This is a genomic window from Actinomycetospora sp. CA-084318 (genome assembly GCF_050955885.1).
Classification (GTDB): domain Bacteria; phylum Actinomycetota; class Actinomycetes; order Mycobacteriales; family Pseudonocardiaceae; genus Actinomycetospora.
Map to the genome: position 1 here is coordinate 23096 of NZ_CP192098.1, position 20502 is coordinate 43597.

At 72.8% G+C, this 20502-nt stretch carries 20 protein-coding genes; 9 read left to right on the plus strand and 11 right to left on the minus strand.

Features of this window, described 5'->3' with window-relative positions; translation table 11 throughout:
- Positions 1–26: 26 nt before the first annotated feature.
- The 3 genes from ACQPYX_RS00115 to ACQPYX_RS00125 all read right to left on the minus strand — a co-directional run bounded on the left by ACQPYX_RS00115 (position 27) and on the right by ACQPYX_RS00125 (position 1875).
- On the minus strand, positions 27–437 hold the full coding sequence (locus tag ACQPYX_RS00115) for a VOC family protein (protein WP_433800889.1): 411 nt from the start codon (positions 435–437) through the stop codon (positions 27–29).
- Between the two features lie 207 nt (positions 438–644).
- Complete coding sequence (locus ACQPYX_RS00120; protein ID WP_433800890.1) at positions 645–1022, minus strand: VOC family protein; 378 nt, start codon at positions 1020–1022, stop codon at positions 645–647.
- Positions 1023–1074: 52 nt separating this feature from the next.
- Positions 1075–1875, minus strand: coding sequence for a helix-turn-helix domain-containing protein (locus ACQPYX_RS00125; RefSeq protein WP_433800891.1), 801 nt, complete (start codon positions 1873–1875; stop codon positions 1075–1077).
- Between the two features lie 30 nt (positions 1876–1905).
- Here ACQPYX_RS00125 and ACQPYX_RS00130 point away from each other — a divergent pair, with 30 nt between their 5' ends.
- Positions 1906–3177 carry an amidase gene (locus tag ACQPYX_RS00130; RefSeq protein WP_433800892.1) on the plus strand — a complete coding sequence of 424 codons (1272 nt, stop codon included), beginning with the start codon at positions 1906–1908 and terminating at the stop codon, positions 3175–3177.
- On the opposite strand, the gene ACQPYX_RS00135 is transcribed toward ACQPYX_RS00130, so the two are convergent.
- Complete coding sequence (locus ACQPYX_RS00135; RefSeq protein ID WP_433800893.1) at positions 3174–3554, minus strand: thiol-disulfide oxidoreductase DCC family protein; 381 nt, start codon at positions 3552–3554, stop codon at positions 3174–3176. The genes ACQPYX_RS00130 and ACQPYX_RS00135 overlap by 4 nt on opposite strands.
- Positions 3555–3577: 23 nt before the next feature.
- On the opposite strand from ACQPYX_RS00135, the gene ACQPYX_RS00140 reads away from it, so the two are divergent.
- Positions 3578–5050 carry a flavin-containing monooxygenase gene (locus tag ACQPYX_RS00140; RefSeq protein ID WP_433800894.1) on the plus strand — a complete coding sequence of 491 codons (1473 nt, stop codon included), beginning with the start codon at positions 3578–3580 and terminating at the stop codon, positions 5048–5050.
- Between the two features lie 16 nt (positions 5051–5066).
- On the opposite strand, the gene ACQPYX_RS00145 is transcribed toward ACQPYX_RS00140, so the two are convergent.
- Entirely contained in the window at positions 5067–5831 is a 765-nt protein-coding gene (locus ACQPYX_RS00145; protein ID WP_433800895.1) for an SDR family NAD(P)-dependent oxidoreductase, read from the minus strand.
- A gap of 191 nt (positions 5832–6022) precedes the next feature.
- Between ACQPYX_RS00145 and map the strand changes: the two genes are divergently transcribed.
- Positions 6023–6805 (plus strand): type I methionyl aminopeptidase, encoded by a 783-nt coding sequence (gene map, locus ACQPYX_RS00150; RefSeq protein WP_433800896.1) that lies wholly within the window; start codon positions 6023–6025, stop codon positions 6803–6805.
- Positions 6802–7671, plus strand: coding sequence for an MBL fold metallo-hydrolase (locus ACQPYX_RS00155; protein WP_433800897.1), 870 nt, complete (start codon positions 6802–6804; stop codon positions 7669–7671). The genes map and ACQPYX_RS00155 overlap by 4 nt, the downstream gene beginning before the upstream one ends.
- A gap of 12 nt (positions 7672–7683) precedes the next feature.
- Here ACQPYX_RS00155 and ACQPYX_RS00160 read toward each other — a convergent pair whose 3' ends face one another.
- Complete coding sequence (locus ACQPYX_RS00160; RefSeq protein ID WP_433800898.1) at positions 7684–8253, minus strand: hypothetical protein; 570 nt, start codon at positions 8251–8253, stop codon at positions 7684–7686.
- Positions 8254–8337: 84 nt separating this feature from the next.
- On the opposite strand from ACQPYX_RS00160, the gene ACQPYX_RS00165 reads away from it, so the two are divergent.
- Positions 8338–8853, plus strand: a complete 516-nt coding sequence (locus ACQPYX_RS00165) for an ester cyclase (RefSeq protein WP_433800899.1) — start codon at positions 8338–8340, stop codon at positions 8851–8853.
- Between the two features lie 4 nt (positions 8854–8857).
- Here the strand turns inward: ACQPYX_RS00165 and ACQPYX_RS00170 are convergent, their stop codons facing one another.
- The 3 genes from ACQPYX_RS00170 to ACQPYX_RS00180 form a co-directional block, all read right to left on the minus strand.
- Positions 8858–9085, minus strand: a complete 228-nt coding sequence (locus tag ACQPYX_RS00170) for a helix-turn-helix domain-containing protein (protein ID WP_433800900.1) — start codon at positions 9083–9085, stop codon at positions 8858–8860.
- A 150-nt stretch (positions 9086–9235) separates the two neighbouring features.
- Positions 9236–9937, minus strand: a complete 702-nt coding sequence (locus ACQPYX_RS00175; RefSeq protein ID WP_433800901.1) for an MT-A70 family methyltransferase — start codon at positions 9935–9937, stop codon at positions 9236–9238.
- Positions 9938–9990: 53 nt separating this feature from the next.
- Positions 9991–10767 carry a BglII/BstYI family type II restriction endonuclease gene (locus ACQPYX_RS00180; protein ID WP_433800902.1) on the minus strand — a complete coding sequence of 259 codons (777 nt, stop codon included), beginning with the start codon at positions 10765–10767 and terminating at the stop codon, positions 9991–9993.
- A gap of 71 nt (positions 10768–10838) precedes the next feature.
- On the opposite strand from ACQPYX_RS00180, the gene ACQPYX_RS00185 reads away from it, so the two are divergent.
- The gene (locus ACQPYX_RS00185; protein WP_433800903.1) at positions 10839–12359 is read left to right on the plus strand and encodes a glycosyltransferase family 39 protein; all 1521 of its coding nucleotides are present in this window, start codon (positions 10839–10841) and stop codon (positions 12357–12359) included.
- A 163-nt stretch (positions 12360–12522) separates the two neighbouring features.
- Here ACQPYX_RS00185 and ACQPYX_RS00190 read toward each other — a convergent pair whose 3' ends face one another.
- The gene (locus ACQPYX_RS00190) at positions 12523–13902 is read right to left on the minus strand and encodes an IS110 family transposase (RefSeq protein WP_433799693.1); all 1380 of its coding nucleotides are present in this window, start codon (positions 13900–13902) and stop codon (positions 12523–12525) included.
- Between the two features lie 862 nt (positions 13903–14764).
- On the opposite strand from ACQPYX_RS00190, the gene ltrA reads away from it, so the two are divergent.
- Together ltrA and ACQPYX_RS00200 are read left to right on the plus strand one after the other, a co-directional pair.
- On the plus strand, positions 14765–16027 hold the full coding sequence (gene ltrA, locus ACQPYX_RS00195; protein WP_433798656.1) for a group II intron reverse transcriptase/maturase: 1263 nt from the start codon (positions 14765–14767) through the stop codon (positions 16025–16027).
- Positions 16028–16122: 95 nt separating this feature from the next.
- Positions 16123–18444, plus strand: coding sequence for a DUF222 domain-containing protein (locus ACQPYX_RS00200; RefSeq protein ID WP_433800904.1), 2322 nt, complete (start codon positions 16123–16125; stop codon positions 18442–18444).
- Here ACQPYX_RS00200 and ACQPYX_RS00205 read toward each other — a convergent pair.
- Positions 18441–18989: a GNAT family N-acetyltransferase gene (locus tag ACQPYX_RS00205; protein WP_433800905.1), complete on the minus strand. Its 549-nt coding sequence runs from the start codon at positions 18987–18989 to the stop codon at positions 18441–18443. The genes ACQPYX_RS00200 and ACQPYX_RS00205 overlap by 4 nt on opposite strands.
- A gap of 48 nt (positions 18990–19037) precedes the next feature.
- Here ACQPYX_RS00205 and ACQPYX_RS00210 point away from each other — a divergent pair, with 48 nt between their 5' ends.
- On the plus strand, positions 19038–20495 hold the full coding sequence (locus tag ACQPYX_RS00210) for an alpha/beta hydrolase (RefSeq protein ID WP_433800906.1): 1458 nt from the start codon (positions 19038–19040) through the stop codon (positions 20493–20495).
- Positions 20496–20502 lie beyond the last annotated feature (7 nt).

Below are 20502 nucleotides of genomic sequence, written 5' to 3' on the forward strand. Positions count from 1 at the left end.
CCCCATCACACCAGTCGCGACGGGCCTCAGCCCTGCGGCTGCGCGATGTTCACCAGCCAGGTCACCCCGAACCGGTCGGTGCACTGGCCGAACTCGTCGCCCCACATCTGCTTCTCGAGCGGGACCGACACGGTGCCGTCGGCGGAGAGCTTCTCGAAGTACCCGCGCAGCGCGTCCCCCTGATCGCCGGACAGGCTCACCGAGACCGAGGACCCGGACGGCCGGTCCATGCCGGACGGGGTGTCGGACGCCATCAGCGTGATGCCCTGCTCGGTCTCGAGCTGGGCGTGCATGACCTTGGTGGCCTCGACGCCCTCGGTGCCCATGTCGCCGAAGGTCATCACGTTCAGCGTGCCGCCGAGGACGTCCCGGTAGAACTCCATCGCCGATCGGGCGGAGTCGTCGAAGTGCAGGTAGGGGTTGAGGTGGATGCCCATGGTGCGATGTTAGCCAGGTCACACCCGGTCACGGGCGCCGGACGGGGAGTCGCCGGACCGGCCTCGACCGGCACCACGAGCGTGGCGGAGACGGGCGCGGGGCCGGTCGACGCCTGGCGGAGCAGGGCGAACTCCACGACCGCGGCCGCCAGGACGAGGACGACCGCCACCGCCACCAGGACGGGCGTGCTCCTCCACCTCACACGGTCAGTATGCCCGGTTCGTCCCATCCGACACCGGCTCGGTCGGGCGATACGTCCCGAACGACCACCGGTTGCCCTCCGCGTCGAGGACCGCGAACTCCCGCGAGCCGTAGTCCTGGTCGGTCAGCTCCTGCACGATCTCGCCGCCGGCGGCGACCACCCGGGCGTGGTGGGCGTCCGGGTCGTCGAGCACCAGGTAGGTCACGGCCCGCCCGGTGTCCCACGGGTCGTCCGGGCGGCGCGGGCCGAGGAGCACGGCCCCGCCGTGCCAGAAGAGCTCCGCGTGGTCGGCCCCGACGTACCCCGGCGTGAGGCCGAGGGTCCCGGTGAGCCAGTGCGCGAGGGCGAGGACGTCGTCGGACCGCAGCGTCGTACAGATCATGCCGACGATGGTGGGGCGCGGGTCCCCACGGTGTCTTGGACGTCGGGGACCTCTACCCGTGCACGACGTCCGTGGGATCGACGGCCACCGTGCTCCACGCCGCCCGGTACGCGGTGGGCGAGCAGCCCGCGAGGGCCGCGAACTCGCGGTCGAGGTGGGCGTGGTCGGCGAACCCGCAGGCCGCCGCGACGTCCGCGATCGCCGTGGCGGGGACGCTCGTGCCCGCCGGGGGCACCAGCAGGTCCGCCGCCCGCCGGAACCGCAGGACGCGGCCCGCCGTCGTGGGGGAGAGGCCGATCTGGGCGGTGAAGCGGCGGGTGAGGTGCCGGCGGCTCCACCCGACGTCGTCCGCGAGCGCCGCGACCGGGTGCCGGCCTGCGGAGCGCTCCAGCCGGCCCCAGGCCCGGGCGACCTCGGGGTCGGGTCCGCGACCCGTCGTCGCGAGCCGGCTCTCGAGCACCGCGACCACCGCGGCGAGCCGGTCCGACCACGACGGCAGGTCCGCCAGGCGCTCGGGCAGCTCGGCGAGGTCCGTGCCGAGCGCGTCGAGCCCGACCAGCCCCTCGAGCGCGACCCCGAACAGCCGGAGCGTGCCGACCGGCGTGAGGTCGGCCTGCACGCCCGCCTGGTGGCCGGCGAACTCGGTGATCGCGGACGCGACGGTGAGCCCGCCGACGAACGCCGTGCGGTCCACCCCGTCGACCCGCAGTGGGTCGGCCAGCCCGACGACCAGCGTGCAGGTCGAGGTCGGGGCCTGACGTCGCCGGACGACGACCGCCGACTCCTCGTCGAACGCCACCAGCCGCCGCACGGTGCCGTGCAGCGTCGGGGGCACGCGGGCGAGGCGGAACACGCCGGCGATGATGCCGCTAGCGTGCCGCCCGTGTCCGCCCCCTCGTCGTCGGAACCGGTCCGTGACGCGATCCGCCGCGCCCACGAGACCCGGTCGACGCTGAACGCGTTCGTCTCGATCGTCGGGGAGCCGCCGGTCCCGACCCCGGGGGAGGGACCGCTGCACGGGCTGCCGATCGCGCTCAAGGACGACGTCACGGTCGCCGGCGAGGTGACCGGCTGGGGCAGCCGTGCCTTCACGACGACGGGTGCGGCCGACGACGCGTTCACGGCGGCGATCCGCCGGGCCGGGATGGTGCCGATCGGGCGCACCACGCTGCCCGAGCTCGCGGCCTTCGGCGTCACCGACTCGGCCGCCCACGGCGTCACCCGCAACCCGCTCGCCCTCGGGCACACCCCCGGTGGCTCGTCGGGCGGGTCGGCCGCCGCGGTCGCGGCCGGGGTGGTCGACCTCGCCACCGCGAGCGACGGCGCCGGCTCGATCCGCATCCCCGCCGCCTGCTGCGGGTTGCCCGGGTTCAAGCCGACGACCGGCACGATGCCCGGAGCGGGCGGGTGGCGCGGACTCGCGACGCCCGGGTGCCTCACGCGGGCCCTCGCGCTCGCGGCCACCTTCTACGACGCCGTTGGATCGTTCGGCACCTCGTTGCGGGCGGCCCTGGACGTCGAGCCCGGCCGCCTGCGGGTCGGGGTGCTGGTCGATCCGTTGCCGCTGGCGCCGCCGGTCGCGCTCGACCCGCACGTCGCGGGCGCGGTCCGGCTCGCGGCCGACCGGCTCGCCGACGCGGGGCACCGGGTCGTCCCCGTGCGGATGCGGCCCGACCGCGCGCAGGCCGCCGCGCTCGCCGTCGTCACTCGGATGCTGCGCGGGCTGGCCGACGCCGCGGCCGGCGCGGACCACCCGGAGCGGCTCGAGCCGCGCATCCGGGATCTCGTCCGGGCCGGTTCCCTCCTCCCGGAACCCGCGGTGGCGGCCGCGGTGGCCCACGGCCGCCGCCTCGCGGACCGGCTGCTCGACCAGCTCGGCGACGTCGACGTGCTGCTCTCGCCGACGATGCGGGGGGCCGCCCCCGAGGTCGACCGCTGGGGTCCGCCCGAGCGCAACGGGCTGGCGACGCTGACCTCGATGGGCCGCTTCTACGGGTACACGCCGCTGTACAACCACACCGGGCAGCCCGCGGTCACGCTGCCCGTGGACACCGGGCTGCGTCTGCCGCGGGCCGTGCAGCTCGCGGCGGCGCCGGGCCGGGACGCCCTGCTGATGTCGGTGGCGGGCCAGGTGCAGCGGGCGCTCGCGACCTAACCGGCGCACTCCGAGGGGTGCGACTCGCACCAGGGCGTCATGCCGGGGAACCGGCCCCGGTGGTCGGCGACCCACTGGTACACCCGCTCCTGCACGCCGGACGTGGCCCGGTACACGGTCGAGGGAATCCGCGTCCCGCTCACGGTGTCGAGCACGGCGTTGACGGCGGCCGCCCCCTCGCGGCGGACACCGTCGGGTCCGCGCCACTGCACGGCGTCGGCGCAGGTCGCGGCGTCGGTGCCGATCGACTCGGGCACGCCCGGCTCCTGGTAGGGGCGGATCTCGATCCGGCCCCGGCGGTCCAACGCCCGCACCCAGCCGACGCTGCGGGTGCAGAACCCGCACCGGCCGTCGAAAACCAACAAACCGTCAGCCATGACTCCCAGGGTAGGTTCCCGCCATGACCAGGCGCGTGGTGATCATCGGAGCGGGGTTCGGTGGTATCGGGGCGGCCATCGAACTGCGGGCGCACGGCTACACCGACGTCACGATCCTCGACGCCGCTCCCGGCATCGGCGGCACGTGGCTCGCGAACACCTACCCGGGCGCGGCGTGCGACGTGCCGAGCCACCTGTACTCGTACTCCTTCGCGCAGCGCCGGTCGTGGTCGCGGCTGTGCTCGCCGCAGTCGGAGATCCTCGAGTACCTGCGCACCGTGGCCCGGGAGCACTCCGTGGACCACCTCGTGCGGCCGGACACGAAGGTCACGGCCTGCCGGTGGGACGACGAGGCGACGCTGTGGCGCGTCGAGACCGAGCAGGGCGACGAGTACACCGCCGACGCCGTCGTCATCGCGACCGGCCAGCTCGCCCAGCCGTCGATCCCGGGCATCCCGGGCCGGGAGGACTTCGCCGGCACCGAGTTCCACTCCGCGCAGTGGGACCACGACCACGACCTCACGGGCCGGAAGGTCGCCGTGATCGGCACCGGCGCGAGCGCCGTGCAGTTCGTGCCCGCCATCGCCCCCGTCGTCGGGAAGATGTCGGTCTTCCAGCGCACCGGGAACTGGTTCCTGCCGCGGAAGAACATGCCCTACCCGCGGTCGGTGCAGCGGCTGATCAAGGTCCCGGGCGTGCAGCGGCTGCGCCGGTGGGGCCTCAAGCGGCTCTACCTGGAGTCGCTGACCGCGTCGATCCGGCACCCGCGCACGGTCGGGCCGGTGCTGCGGCTGAAGTCGCAGATCTTCATGCGGCACCAGCTGCGCGACCCGGAGGTGCGCCGCAAGGTCTGGCCGGACTACACCTTCGGGTGCAAGCGGGTGCTGTTCAGCTCGTACTGGCTCCCGGCGCTGCAGCGGGACAACGTCGAGGTGGTCACCGACTCCGTCGAGCGGATCGAGCCGTCGGGCGTCCGCACGAAGGACGGCCGGCTGCACGAGGTCGACACGATCATCTGGGGCACGGGCTTCCGGACGACGAGCTTCATGTTCCCCATGGAGGTCCACGGCCGGGAGGGGCGGTCGCTGCGCGACGAGTGGGCGGACGGTCCGCACGCTCATCTCGGGATGACGGTGCCGGGATTCCCGAACCTGTTCGTGATGTACGGCCCGAACACGAACACCTCGGGCGGGTCGATCATCGTCTACCTGGAGTCGCAGGCGCGGTACGTGCGGACGGCGCTGCAGGAGGCCGACCGCCGGGGTGCCGCGGCGGCGGAGGTGCGCCCCGACGTCGAGGCGGCCTCCGACGCCGAGGTGCAGTCCCGCTTCGAGGGCACGGCCTGGCAGGCGTGCGACTCCTGGTACCGCGACGAGTCCGGCCGGATCATCACGAACTGGCCGGGCTACATGGTCGAGTACGAGAAGGCGACCGAGCGGATCGACCCGGACGAGTACGTCTGGCTCGCCCCGGGCGAGCAGAAGGTGTCGTCCTAGTCGGTCGCCGGTCCGGTCACATCCGGGGCTGGCCGTTGGAGGCGCCGAGCCCGCCGTCGACCGGCACGTGCGCGCCCGAGACGAAGCGGGCGTCGTCGCTGGCCAGGAAGGCGATGACGTCGCCGACCTCGGCCGGCTCGGCCGGGCGACCGAACGGGATCCGGTCGCGGAACTTGTCCATCACCTCGTCGTCGGACCGGATCCCCTCGCTCATGTCCGTCGCGGTGAGCGAGGGGTGGACGGCGTTGACCCGCACGCCGTCCGGGCCGTGGTCGAGGGCCATGGCGTTGGTCAGGTTGACCACCGCGCCCTTCGCCGCGTTGTAGGCGGCCATGCCCCAGTCGCCGCCGAGGCCCGACACGGAGCCCACGTTGACGATGCTGCCGCGGGTCGCCTTCAGGTGGTCGACCGCGGCCTTCGAGGCGTAGAAGACGCCGTCGACGTCGGTGGCCATGACCTCGCGCCAGGTCTGCGCGTCCAGGTCGGACACGGTGCCCGGGCGGGCGATGGCGGCGTTGTTGACGAGCGTGTCCAGCCGACCGTGCTCGCGGGCGACCTCGTCGACGAGGTGGGTGATCGCCTCCTCGTCGGAGGTGTCGCAGGCCTTCGCGACGACCGTCGACCCCGCGGGTGCGTCGGCGACGGTCTCGTCGAGCTTGTCCTGCGACCGCCCGGCCACGACGACGGTGGCGCCGTCGGCGGCGAACCGGTGCGCGGCGGCCGCCCCGATCCCGGAGCCCCCGCCCGTGACGATGACGACCTTGCCGGTGAAGCGACCCATGCGGGCCGGGTCCCCGGCGCCGGTCGGTGCCGAACGGGGGCGCCCATCACAGGAGTTGTCCCCAGGGGTTGTCCACAGTGGGGACCGAATGACACCCGTGTCATTCGATCCACAGGCTCCATCCACACTGTGGACGAACGACATGGCTGTGATTCGAGCCGGGGTCGGGAGCGCGGGCTACTGTCGCGTCGGTGAGACGACGCGTGACCATCGAGCTGAAGAAGCCCGCCGAGATCGAGCTGATGCGCGAGGCCGGGCGGGTCGTGGCGCGCTGCCTCGACGCGGTGCGGCGGGCGAGCGCGCCGGGCGTGACGCTCTCCGAGCTCGACACGGTCGCGCACGACGTGATGAACGACCACGGCGCGAAGCCCGCGTTCCTCGACTACCACCCGCGGTTCGCGCCCTCGCCCTACCCGGGCGTCATCTGCGCGAGCGTCAACGACGCGGTGGTCCACGCGATCCCGGGCTCCTACCGCCTGGCCGACGGCGACCTGGTCAGCATCGACATCGGGGCCTTCGTCGAGGGCTGGTGCGGGGACGCCGCCGTGAGCTACGTGGTCGGCACCGCCGACCCGGGCGACCTCGCCCTCATCGACACCACCGAGCGCGCGCTGTACGCCGGGATCGCGGCGGCCCGGAAGGGCAACACCCTCGGTGACGTCGGGGCCGCGATCGCCGGGGTCGCCCGGCCCGCGGGCTACGGCATGCTCGCCGACCACGGCGGCCACGGGATCGGACGGGCGATGCACGAGCAGCCGCACGTCCCGAACGAGGGCCGCCGGGGCAAGGGGATGACCCTGCAGCCCGGTCTGGTCATCGCGATCGAGCCGATGCTGCACCGCGGCGGCGAGGACGACTACCGCCACGACCCCGACGGCTGGACCCTGCGCACCGCCGACGGCAGCCGCGCCGCCCACGTCGAGCACACGGTGGCGATCACCCCGGACGGGCCCCGGATCCTCACCGAGCTGTGAGCTCGGCCTGGTTCCACGTCCGCCCGGCCGCGCGGGACGTCTGGCTGGTCGCCGAGCCCTCCCACGTCAACTCCTGGCTGGTCGCGGGCCGCGACCGCGCCGTGCTCGTCGACACCGGGCTCGGGGTCGCGCCGATCCGACCGGTGGTCGAGTCCGTGTGCCCGCTGCCGGTGGACGTGGTGAACACCCACCGGCACTTCGACCACGTCGGCGGCAACGGCGAGTTCCCGCGCGTCCTGGCCCATCCGGTCCCGACGACCTGTGGGAACGCCACCGAGCGCGCGTCCTACCTCGGCTGGATGCAGGAGGTGCTCGACGCCGCGGTGGCCTACCGGGAGCTCGACCGGCGGTACCTCCACCTGCTCTCCGCCGACTCCGATCCGCGCCCGCTCCCGGACGGCCTCGAGCGCTGGGTCGACCCCGGCCCACCGTCGGGACCCGACCCCGAGCCGCTGGCCGACGGCCAGGTCCTGGACCTCGGGGACCGCACGCTGACCGTGCTCCACACGCCCGGCCACAGCCCGGACTCGCTCTGCCTGCTCGACGACCGCGACGGCGTGCTGTTCGCCGGCGACACCGTGAACACCGGACCGATCTACGCACAGGCGCCGGAGTGCGACCTCGAGGCCTTCGCCGCCTCGACCGCCCGGCTGGCCGAACTCGGTCCCGACGTGGCGCTGGTCGCGATGTCGCACTTCGGCCGCGGGGTGGCGGAGCCGCGGTACCTGGTCGACGTCGCGGAGGCGTTCGACCGGCTCGTCCGCGGCGACCCCACCGTGGCGCGGCGCCCGGCCCGGGACTGCGCGGGCGACGAGGTGTCCGAGGCCGTGTTCGACGCGTGCTCGGTGTACCTGCCCGCGGACTAGAACTCGACCAGGTCAGGTCGAGCGGGACGCGCCCGCCCGCTCCCGGTGGGCGGACTCCCAGTCCGAGTCGTCGCGGCCGGTGTCCTCGCCCGACCGGTGCTCCGGGCGCCGCCGCACGCCGCGGCTCTCCACCCGGTGCAGCTGCCCGTGCCCGTCCCGACCCCAGTGCGTGCCGTGCGAGTCGGTGAAGCGCATCTCCGGCACGGCGGGCGCCGAGTAGAGCTCCTCGCGCGAGACCTCGTCGGCCCCGAACGGCAGCGAGCGCACCGCGTCGTGCCGCGGCGGGAGCAGGGCGAGCTCCACCGCGTGCTGGTCGTCGCTGGAGGGCAGCGAGAACAGGCAGCGCACGTTGAACACCGGCGAGTCCCCACCGTTGTGCACGCAGAGCACGTAATCCTCGTCCCGGTCGTGCCGCCCGCCGTCGTCGAGCCACGCCGTGACGCCCTGGGCCTGCTGCTCCTGGCGCACCTCGACCGAGTCCTTGCGGTTGAGCAGCATGATCCAGACGTAGGCGGCGAAGCCGAGGAGCGAACCGGCGCTGCCGATCGCGGACACCCACTGGGCGAGGGTCTGGGAGCTCATGGGCGCGCAGGTGCCCGATCCGCGACCGGGGCACCCCTCCCGGCCGTCGCGCGCCGGGACCCGCCGCGCTCTAGGTTCGCTGCCATGTCGCGCAGCGCGGGTCCGCCCGCCCCCACGCCGCCCGGCGCCGACGCCACCCCGGGCGAGATCGTGCGCTGGACCTTCGACGTGCTCAACACCCACACCGCCGCGCCGCTGCGCGCCGTGTGGACCGACGAGACCCGCGAGCGCATGCCCACCGCGACCTACCGCGGCGCGGCCGAGATCGAGGGGTACTTCGAGGCGCTGTTCGCGGCCGTCCCGGACGTGACCCTGACGATGCAGGCCATGGTCGAGGAGGGCGAGGAGGTCTTCGTGCGCTGGACCCTCACCGGGACCCACACCGGTGCGGCGCTCGAGGGCGTGGAACCGACCGGCGCGCGCCTCGACCTCGACGGTGTCGACCACTTCACCGTGCGCGGCGGGAAGATCGTGTCGAACTTCGTGATCTTCGACCAGATGCAGTTCGCGCGTCAGCTCGGGCTGCTGCCGGCGGACGGCTCGCGGCTCGACGTCGGGCTGAAGTACGGCTTCAACCTGCTCACCCGACTGCGCCGCTGAGCGTCTAGTCGGCCTTCTTGCGCGCGCGCCCGTGCGTCCCGCCGCGGCCGCGGAACTCGACGCCGGCGTCCACGAGCAGGCGGCGGACGCGCCCGATGCTGTAGCCGGTGTCGGCACAGATCTCGCGGATGCTCGCGCCCTTCTGATAGCGCTTCAGCAGTTCGCTGCCCAGCTTGTCTCGCTCGGCGCCGGTCACCCGCTGGTTGCGCGCCAGGTCGGGGGTCTTCGTCATGCCGGATATTCTCACCGAGAGTGGCCGATGAGCGCCATGATTTGCCGACACAGAGCGGCCAAGCGGTCGGAATTGGCGTCCGAACGACGCACCGTGGTCACCCTTAGCGCGTTGGGGTGACGCTGTGTCAGTTCTCTGTCAAGTGCGGGGTCAGGTCGGCGGCTCCACGGTCGAGCGGTACGCCGGGTACTGCCGCCCGCGCGGGGTGACGTCCTCGGCCGACTCCGCGCCCCACACCGTCCATCCCGGCCGCGGGTAGCGGGCGAACATCTCGAGGTAGGGCCCGGGCGAGCACTCCTCGATCAGGTCGTAGGCCTCGTCGGGCTTGCGGGAGTGCTCCCGCTTCACGGTCTCGATCATGTTCACCTGGCGGCGGGCCGGCGGGAGGGTGCGCATCGAGCCCCGCACCCCGAAGAGGATCAGCTCGGTGACGTTGCGGAAGTAGAAGCCGACACCACGACCGTCGGGCCCCCCGTCCTTGCGCCGTTTCGCCCACACCAGGTTGGAGACGTAGCGGAAGCCCCAGCCCTGCATCACCGCGAGCCCCTCGGGGAGCAGTGCGTTCGGCACCCAGAGGTAGAGGTGCGCGTTCGCGGCGACCACGTCGGCCACGGGGAGCGCCGCGATCTCGGGGGCGGTCATCGTGTCGTAGCGGTCGAGCCGGCGGTGCTCCGGCGCGACCTTCCCGGTGCGGTTGGTGAACCGCCACGGCGGGTCGGCCAGCACGCAGGGCCAGCCGCCCTCGACCGTCGGCAGCGGCACCGACTCCACCGGCGTCACGTCGGCGCGCAGCGGGTCGGCCCGGGGGCGGCGCAGGGGCGTGGGCGGCGGGTCGAGCGGCGGGGCGGTCACGGGGGGCACGCTAGCGAGGGGGTCCGACAGTCCCGGCCCGTCGTCGTGCGGGCTCATCCCGACCACCCCTCGAGCACCGGCTGCTCCTCGCGGTGACCGGGCCACGCGACCCGCGCCGAGCGATCGTCGGGAACGAAGCAGCGGGCGCTGACGGCGACCGCGAGCAGCGGGCAGCCCCCGGCGTCCCCGCGGGTCATGCGCGACTCCAGCTTGCCCAGGTGCGTGGTCGTCGACGTCGAGAAGCGGCTGCGGATCTGCTCGTCGGACTGGCCCGCGGCGCGGGAGAGGCGCCGGGCGAGGTCGCGCAGGTCGTCGTGGGTGCGGGTGAGCAGCACCGCGCCGTCGATCAGGCCCGCGTCGTAGAGGCTGCGGTAGGCGCCGATGTCGCGGTCGAGGTTGCCGTCCTTGGCGTTCCACTCGACGTCGAGCGCGACCCGCCCCTTCACGTTGTCGACCTTGTAGCCCTCGTTGCGGACCTCGTCCGTGCGCTCGACGACCTCGTGCTCGCCGGCCGGGGCCCACGGCTGGACCTGGAGCACCGAGCGCACGACCGTGTCCACGCGACCCTCCCGCCACCCCCGCCCACGGAAGTCGGCGTTGAGGCGGGCGGCCAGCTTGGACTCGTTGCCGCCGGCCTCGATCAGGTCGACGGTCGTGAGGGCGAAGGTCGACAGCACGGTGCAGAGCTCGGTGAACTCCTCGGGCGCGGTCGCGGCGAGGATGGCGGCGGCGTTGCGGGTCTCCCGCAGCTCGTAGCGCGCGGAGAGCCCCGCGAGCACGCCGAGTGAGCTGTCCGGCACCGCCCGCGACCAGCTGTGCGTGAGCTCCACGGTCGGTCAGTGTCCCAGGTCGGCCACCCGCTACCTTCGCCCGGACACGCGAGGGGACCGATGGAGGCGGGATGACGACGACGCCCGCCCGCGGCCTGGACCTGCCGCCGCTCACGGTCCGTCCGGCGGTCGTCCCGTTCGCGCGTGGTCCGGTCCTCGCGATCGCCGCGGGGGTCGCGGTGCTGCTCGCCGCGGTGTCGGCCCGCTACGGGTGGTTCGGCGACGAGTACTACTTCCTCTCCGCGGGAGCGCGACCGAGCGCCGGGTACGCCGACCAGCCGCCGCTGCTCCCGCTGCTCGCCGCCGGGCTCGACCACCTGGCCCCCGGCAACCTCGTCGTCCTGCGTCTCCCGGCGACGCTGCTGACCGCGTTCGGCACCGTGGTCGCCGCGCTGATCGCCCGGGAGTTCGGGGGCGGTCGTCGGGCGCAGGTGCTGGCCTGTGCGGTCACCGCGATCAGCCCCTACCTGCTCGCGACCGGCCACCTGCTCGCGACGTCCACCGTCGACCCCGTGTGCTGGGCCGTGGTGCTCTGGCTGCTCGCCCGGTGGCTGCGCCAGGAGCGCGACGGCGTCGCCGACGACCGGCTGCTGCTCGCCCTCGGGCTCGTCGTCGCGGTGGCCCTGTTCGACAAGGTGCTGATCGTCGTGCTGCTCGGCGGCCTCGTCGTCGGGGTCGCGGTGTCCGGACCGCGGCGGTTGTTCCGGCGGCCGCTGCTGTGGGTGGGGACGGGGCTGGCAGCGGCGTCGACGATCCCCACCCTCGTCTGGCAGGCCGGCCACGGCTGGCCGCAGCTGCGGATGGGCTCGGTCGTCGCCGGGGAGTCGTCGCTGTTCGGCGACCGCTGGGAGTTCCTGCCGCGTGCCCTCTACTACGCGGGGCTCGCCCCGGGTGCCGTGCTGGTGCTGCTCGGGGGGTGGGCGCTGCTGCGGTACCCGCCGCTGCGCGCGTGGCGGTCGCTCGGCTGGGCGTCCCTGGTGGTCACGGCGGCGCTGCTGGCGGCCGGGGGCCGCCCCTACTACCTGTCCGGTCTCTACGCGGTGCTCATCGCGGCAGGTGCGGTCGCGTTCTGCTCGCTGCCCCGTTCCCGACGTCGGGTGTGGTGGCGTTGGGCGGTCCACCCGGCGGCGGTCGTCGTGTCCGCCGTCCTCACGGTGCTGTGGGTGCTGCCGTTCGGGCCGGCGTCGTGGCGGGCGCCGACCGAGTTCGAGACGATGGGCCAGATCGGGTGGTCGGACTTCGCGGCCGGGGTCTCGCGGCAGTGGCACGCCCTGCCGCCCGGGACGGTGGTGATGGCCTACTCGTACTGGTACGCGAGCGCGCTGGAGCACGAGGGCCCGCGGTACGGGTTGCCGACGCCGGTCTACTCGACGCACCGCGGGTTCGGATACTTCGACGTGCCGCCGGGGTCGGCCGACGCGTTGCTCGTGGGCGACGTGAAGTGGGCCCCGGGGTTCTGCCGGCGGCTCGTGCCGCTGCCGATGTACGTGGGGCCGGAGGTCTCGCCGGTGAACGACCGGGTGCTGCTCGCCGTCTGCACGCCGTCCCGTCCGTGGGCGGAGGCCTGGCCGGAGCTGCGGAACCTGGCCTGACCGTGACCGTTTCGTGATGTAGGCCGTTCTGGCCTGTCTCGGGCGCGCGAGGGTGACGTGGGGCAGGTTCTGGGCCTCGGATTCCTGCCTCGTGTGCCTCTCGCGGTGTTTGTCGGCGGTTCCGGCGGTTGATGGCCGCCCGTGACTGAGTTCCTAAGGGACGTCAAGCCGCGGGGTGGGTCGTAGAGTGCGTCGCTGACGGGCCGGTCGATGGAGCGCTGTGCGACTCCTTGCTTCGCCGGCCCGTCCCTGTCGTGGTCCGGGCGCGGGTGGCTTCGGTGTTGATCCTGCTGGCCAGCGCCCGGCCCTCGGGTTCGGTGATCTCGCGGCCGTCGAGGTCGCGGAGGCGGTAGTGCTCGCCGCTGCGCCAGCATGCGGCGATGCGGGTCACCAGGACCGCGGCCAGGGTGCAGAGTGCGCTGTTGTGGTGTTTGCCGCGGTCGCGTAGCCGCTGGTAGCGGGCGGCGAGGCCGGGGTCGGTCTTTCGGGCGTGGTCGGCGGCGATGAACAGCGACCAGCGCAGGACGTGATCGCCGGCCTTGGTGGGGCCCTGGTGGGTCTCGGAGGTGCCGGACTGACTGATCTTGGGGACCAGTCCGGTGTAGGCGCGGACCGCGGCCAGGTCACGGAAGCGGTTGGGGTCGCCGAGGCGGCCCAGGATCGCGGCGGCCAGGACCGGACCGAGTCCGGGGACCGAGGCGAGGATGCCGGTGGGATCAGCGTCCTGGTAGGCCGCGGCGATCCGGTCGTCGACGTGGTCGATCTCGTCGTCGAGTCCGCGCAGCAGGCGGGTCTCGGCGGCGATGTCTTCGGCGAGTTCGGCGAAGTCGATGGCGCCCTCGGGCCAGAGCGACAGCGTCGCGCGGGCGGCGGCGAGCAGGGCATCGGCCTTGTCCTCGCGCCAGGCCCCGCGGCTGGTGCGGATCAGCAGCCGAGTCAGCCGGGCCCGCCCCAGTCTGAGCAGGGCGTGCGGATCGCTGTAGCGCTCGAGCACGCTGCAGGCCGCTTTCCCCGGGTCGGTGCCCAGAGCGGCGGTCCAGGCGGGTCCGAGTAGCTCGAGTAGCGCGTCGAGACGCTGCAGCGAGGCGGTGCGTCGCGCGACCAGGCCGGCGCGACGGCCGACGGTGCGGCGCAACCCCTCAGCCGGTCCCAGTCCGGGGGTCTCGACCAACCCGTCGGGGTGCAGCAGCGGTATTCGAGCCAGCAGTTCGCAGTCGAGCCGATCGGTCTTGGCGTGCTTGTTGTAGTACTTCCGCAAGTCCGCGGACTGTTCCGGGGGGACCAGTCGCACCTGCGCGCCCCGATGACGTAGCCAGGCCGCCAGCGCCACCCACGCGTTGCGGGTCGGTTCCATCACGACCACGACCGGCACGTCACCCTGGTCGGCGCGGACCGCCTCGACCGTTCTCCAGAGCGTCTCGAGATCCTCGCTGCCGGTCTGGAAGCGGCGGTTGGTCCACAGCAGCGCGCCGGTCTCATCGGCCAGCGCCGCGCGGTGGGCCTCCCGGCATGCCACGTCGATACCCAGCCGGAGCTCGCGCACGGGCTCTCCTTCCTCGTCGTCTCCTCGGGTCCCGGTGACTCCGCGACCGCAGCAGGCTTCGACCCGGACATCTGAGTAGGAGTCCGCAGCGCGGCTCCGCGTTCCCAACAAGGCCCCGGCCTGACACGGCCGCGGCACGGGCGCCTCGACGATCAGTACAGAGGACTGCCGATCCAGTCGGGGCCAGCCGTAGACACCCGTACCGCGAACCTCACCCCAGACCTCCTGGAGCTGCCACCGACGCTAGATGTCGGGGGTTCGAACTACAGTTCGGGTGTGCCACGCGCACAAGAAGGAGGCTCTGATGTAGGCGGAGTCCTGTTTCTTGTGTTGCTCCATCGGAGATGAAGGTTGTGGCCCTTCGGAGTCGACCTACGGGGGAGGCTCCAAACCGCCCACTGCTGCGTTAGCTGAAGACTGTCGTGGTGAGCGATGTGGGAAAAGGCACCGTGTGAGGTGTCAGGTGGGGATCGGGAAGACGCTGCGTCGTAGCCTGTGAAGTGTCGTAATTAGTGTGGATGGCATCAGAACCGGGACGTTCGAACAATCCTGGGATGAGGCTGGCGGGAGCCCGTTTATTGGCCAGTCGGTGCCCGGCATGTAGGCGGCGTGAGCCCGGTCTGCTGCTCCGGTGGGGAACGTGGGAAGGCGTGCACCGATACTGCCATCTCTGCGGTGGCGAGAGGGAGAATCCCGACCGACTGAAACCGGGAGGGACTGAGTACCGATGCGGTGGGCGCCGGCGGACCGACTCGTAGTAGCTGTGAATCTCCTGCTTGACGCGGTGGGAGTGGAGCGAAGGGGTCGGGCCATCTGTGGTTTGTTCGTTCGATCAACCGGAATCTAGCCGGGAGGAATCGCAGTGAGCGAACTGAAGTCCTCGGGCAAGTCGTTCGTCATTTCGAAGTGGGAGGTGCAACAGGCCTGGGAGCAGGTGCGATCCAATAAGGGTGCAGCGGGGGTGGATGGCTGCTCGGTCGAGGAGTTCGAGAAGGATCTGCGGGGAAACCTCTACAAGATCTGGAATCGGATGTCCTCGGGTAGCTATCTACCTTCGCCGGTGCTGGCGGTGGAAATCCCGAAAGCTCACGGCGACGGGACACGGGTCCTGGGTATTCCGACCGTGGCGGACCGGGTGGCGCAAACTGTGGTGGCACGGAGGCTGGAGAAGTCGGTCGAACCGATCTTCCACCCGGACTCCTACGGCTACCGCCCGCGCCGCTCGGCCCTCGATGCGGTCGAGACCTGCAGGAAGCGCTGCTGGAAGACCGACTGGGTGATCGATCTGGACATCCAGAAGTTCTTCGACAGCGTCCCGTGGGACCTCGTCATCAAGGCGGTCGAGGCGCACACCGACCAGCGATGGGTCGTCCTGTATGTCACGCGTTGGCTGCAAGCACCCATTCAGACTCGTGACGGTGACCTCGTCGCTCGCGACCGTGGAACGCCGCAAGGGTCGCCGGTGTCACCGGTGCTCGCGAACATGTTCCTGCACTACGCGTTCGACACGTGGATGGACCGGGCCTTTCCCGGTATCTCCTTCGAGCGCTACGTCGATGACGCGGTCGTGCACTGCACGAGCCGCGAGCAAGCCGAGACAATGGTCGCGGCGATCGGCGAGCGCATGGAACAGGTCGGGTTGCGTCTGCATCCCGACAAGACACGGATCGTTTACTGCCAGGACGGGAACCGGCGTCGCTCCGCGGAGCATACGTCGTTCACGTTCCTGGGGTTCACCTTCCGTCAACGCGAAGCCAAAGGTCGCGGCGGGCGGACCTTCTCTGGGTTCCTTCCCGCGATCAGCAAGGCTGCCCTCACACGGATCAGTGCGCAGGTGCGGTCCTGGCGACTGCACCGGCACATACGCCTGAGTTTCTCCGAACTCGCGCACTGGGTGAATCCGATGGTGCGAGGATGGATGCAGTACTACGGGGCGTTCTACCGCTCCGCGCTGTATGGCCTGTTCGCCCGCATCAACGCCTACCTGGTGCGATGGATCCGCAAGAAATACAAACGACTGCGAGCGCAGAAGGCGGCCGTCCGGTGCTGGCTGGGGATCATCGGAAGGTATCCCCGCCTGTTCGCGCACTGGAAATGGGTCGCCAGCGTTCCTCCGGCCCGATGAACAAGATGGCAAGAGCCCGGTGACAAGAGATTGTCACGCCGGGATCTGTGGGAGCCCGGGGGTGAGATTCCCCCGGGCCACCCGACATCATGGCGGTGGAGGCGGGACACGAGGGTGGTGGCGGGGTGTTCGACACCCCGCTGCCGGCGGTGTCCTGGGCCGACCCGCGGGACCTGCCCGGGCAGGAGTGTGAGGCCGGTCTGGTGGCGTGGCAGGCGCGGTTGACCCACGACGAGTGGCGCCGCTCCTGCTGGATGCTCGAGACCGCCCGGGCTCGCGCGGACACCGTGGAGCGCTGGCCGGAGCCGGATCCGCGGGTGATCGCCGCTCGGTTGGGGTGGTCGGTGACGATGGCCTCCTCCCGCCTGGAGACCGCGCAGGGTGCGCTGGAACGGCTGCCGCGCCTCGGTGAGGCGATGCGCGAGGGCCGGTTGGAGCAGGCCAAGGTGTCGGTGTTCGTCTCGGGGCTGCGCGATGTCACCGACGCCCAAGCGGCGGTGGTGGTCGACGCGTTGATCGAGCAGGCGCCGAAGCTGGGGTTGTGGGAGCTGGCGCAGCGGGTCGCGGCCGCGGTGGTCGATGTGGACCCGTTGGGGGCGGAGAACCGGCGTGCGGCGGCGGTGGCCCGGTCGCGGGTGTCGACGCGGACGGCGCCGTCGGGGGCGATGGAGATCCACGGCCTGGACTTGGAGCCTGGGATGGCGGTGCCGGCGTTCGAGCGGATCGTCGCGATCGCCGAGGTCGCCCTCGAACAGTTGAAGGCCGCCGGCGCGACGATCGGGGCGGGGAAGGTGCAGGCGCAGGTGTATCTGCGGCTGCTGCATGGCTGCCCGGCCGGGGAGGGTGACCTCGCCGTCCTCGAGCAGGTCGTCCACGACCTCATGCCCCCACCCGCCCCACCCGACGACGGCGACCCTGACGGCAGCGACCCCGACGGCCCGGACGGCTCCGACGACGGCTCCGACGGCGGCCCGGACGACGCCCCCGAGGGCCCGGACGACAAGGGCTCGAACGATGAGGGCCCGGACGACAAGGGCCCAAACGATGAGGGCCCGGACGACGAGGGCCCGGACGACCAGGGCCTGAACGACCAGGGCCTGAACGACCGGGGCGTGGACGACGCCGACCCCGACTTCCCGCACCGCTCCGACGGCTCGGACGGTTCGGAGGGCTCGGACGGCTCGGACGGGCCGCTGGACCTCGACGACCTTCCCGACGGCGGCCCCTCGGACGGCGGCCCCTCGCGTGGCGGCGGTCCCACTGGGGACAGCGGGGCGGGCGTGAGCGCGTCGAGCGGTCGCCGCGACGCGCTTTCGGCAGGTGTTGACCCGCAGGCGGGGCGAGAAAGCCCTCACGGCTCCACCGACGACCCCGCCGCAACCGAGGCGACTCGCTCGACGACCGAACCCCCGTCAGGGTGGCAGCCCGGGGATCCCGAACCCGACCCACCACCCCACAACACCCCCGACCCCCGAATACCGGGACAGCCGCCACCGTCGCCGGCGGCGCGGTGGACCGACCGCGGGTTGATGTTCACCCCCGCCACCACCCGCACCACCCTGGCGTGCGCGCTCGGGCTCGACCGCGCCCACGGCCAGCTGCGCGTCGGCACCGTCACCGGCTGGGACGCCCACCACGCCGTCTGGACCCGCACCACCGCCCACTTCCGCGTCCTGCTCCACGACGAACACGGGCAACTCGAACACGTCCTGCTCGTCCGCCCACCCCAGCAACCCGGCGCGGACCCGAGATATCGGCGGCAGGTCGTCGAGCTCACCGCCCACACCACCGACATCGACACCCTCGACCAGCAGCCGCTCGTCGGGATCTGGGCCGAACTCGCCCGCCGCGTCCAACGAGCGCTGGCAATCGAACGCGCCCGCCCACCCGACGAACATCCCGCCCGAACCACCAAAGAAGCAAACCGGTTTCCCGGCGCCGAACTCACGCGCTGGGTCCACGCGAGGGACCGGACCTGCCGGTTCCCGATGTGCACCGTGCCCGCCGTGGCCTGCGCGATCGACCACACCCACGACCACGTCCTCGGCGGCCCGACCCAGGCCGACAACCTCGGCGCCCTCTCCGTCGGAGACCACCTGCGCAAACACGCCCCCGAGTCGGGGTGGACGGTCCGCCAGACATCGCCGGGCACCTTCGTGTGGACCGCGCCCACCGGCACCCGACACACCGTGCGCCCCGAGCCGTACCGGCCCCTGCGACCGGTCGCCCGAGAACGCTTCGACCACGGCATCACCGACACCCGCAGCGAACCCCGCCCCCGGAGACCCTGGCGGCCGAGAACCAACAAGCACGGCCACCTCACCGACGCTCAACACCAGACCCTGCGGCACATCGACGAACGGAGGAGACAGCACCACGCGCCCTCGAACGCCCACGACGGCGATCCACCCTTCTAGCCGACCTCGTCGGACAGCAGCGAGTACATGAACATGTCCCGGCGTTCGCCGCCGACGACCTCCCACCGCCGCATCAGGCCCTCCCGCACGAACCCGACCCGCTCGGCGGCCCGCCACGACCCCTCGTTCCACGGCTCCACGTAGAGCTCCAGGCGCGCCACCCCGGGCAGGGTGACGGCCCAGCGGCTGAGGAGGTCGAGAGCGGCCGTCACCAGGCCTGCCCCACGGTGTGGCCGGCCGATCCAGTACCCGATCGCCGCCCGGCCACGGTCCGGATGCCGCGGCCACAAACCGATCTGGCCGAGGGCCTCGTCGTCGGAGGCCCGCGCGATGCAGAACGAGAAACCGACGCCGTCGAGGTACCGCCGGTGCTGCCGCTCGATCCAGCCGACGGCCTCGGGGCGTCCGGCGCCCTGCGGCACGGTCGTGATGAGCGGGACGAGCGGATCGCGGCCCGCCTCCAGCACCAGGGGCACGTCACGCTCGTCGAAGGCGCGGAGCCGGACGCCCCGCCCACCGAGCTCCGGCCACCGCGCGAGTTCCACCCGCCGATCGTCCACCGCCCCGACCACGCCGTGCTACCACTTCCCCCGATGCGCACCCGGGTCTGGCTGGTCCTCCTCCTGCTCGTGGTGGCCGCCTGCTCGGGACCGACCGAGCCCGGACCGACACGAGACGCACCGAGCCCCGGACCGCCCCTCGGCACCGGTGCCGCCGCGGTCCCCCGCCTCGACTGGCGTCCCTGCGGCACGTTCCAGTGCGCCACGCTCACCGTGCCCGTCGACTACCGGAAGCCGACCGGGCCGACGATCGCGCTCGACGTCACGCGCCTGCCGGCCCTCGACCCGGCCACGCGGATCGGCACGGTCGCGGTGAACTACGGCGGGCCCGGCACCCCCGGACCGTCGAGCCTGCGGCGCCTCGTCGGGCGATTCGACGGGGTCCGCGCCCGCCTGGACGTGCTCGCCCTCCAACCCCGCGGGATCGGCCAGGTGCGGTGCGGGCCCGACGACGGCGCGCCCGCGCAACCGGTCGGCTCACCCCTCGCCGACCCCGCCTTCTGGACCTCCGCCCGCGCGATCGGGCAGGCGTGCCTGGCCGGCACCGGTGAGCTCCTGCGTCACCTGTCGACCGCGAACGCCGCCCGTGACCTCGACCTCCTGCGCCAGGCCCTCGGCGAGCCCACCCTCAGCGTCTACGGCTACTCGTACGGGACCTACCTCGGTGCCACCTACGCGAACCTGTTCCCGGGCCGACTGCGGGCGCTCGTCGTCGACGGGGCCCTCGACCTCGTCGCGAACGCCGGCACCGACGACCCGACGCGGCCCGTCGACGTCCGGGCCCAGGTCGCACAGGCCCGCGACGAGGCCCTCGACGCCTTCGTCGCGACCTGCGCCGCCGCCGGCCCGCGCTGCGCCGCGAACCCCGATCCCGCCGGCCGCATTGCCGCCGCGATCGGCGCCGCCACCCGCGCGGGCACCTCGGCGCAGCTCGCGGAGCGGGTCTCCACGGCGCTGGAGTCGGGTGGTCGCCTGACGGCCCTGGCGCGGGCCCTCCCGACCCCGAACCCCGTCCCGCCGGTGCCCGACCCCGCGGCGGGAGCCCCGCCACACTCGCCCGCGTTCCTCGCCGTGCAGTGCACCGACGTCCGCACCCCGACCGCCGAACAGGTGTCCGCACTGCTGCCCGGCGAGCAGGCGGCCCACCCGCTGTTCGGGGTACCGGTCGCGCTCAACACGGCGGCGTGTGTCGACTGGCCCGCGATCGACCCCGACCGCTACCTCGGCCCGTGGCACGCGGCGCTCCCGGCACCGGCGCTCGTCGTGAACTCCCGGTACGACCCCGAGACCCCGCTCGCGAACGCCCGCGCCACCGCCACGCAGCTGGCCAGCGCACGGCTGCTCGTCGTCGACGGCTTCGGCCACACGACGCTCGACCTGCCCAGCCGCTGCGCCACCGACGCGGCCGCCGCCTACCTCCTCGACCCCACGCGCCTGCCGGCCGAGGGCACGGTCTGCCCGCCCGATCCCGGCGGCGTCCCCTTCGCGTGATGGGGTG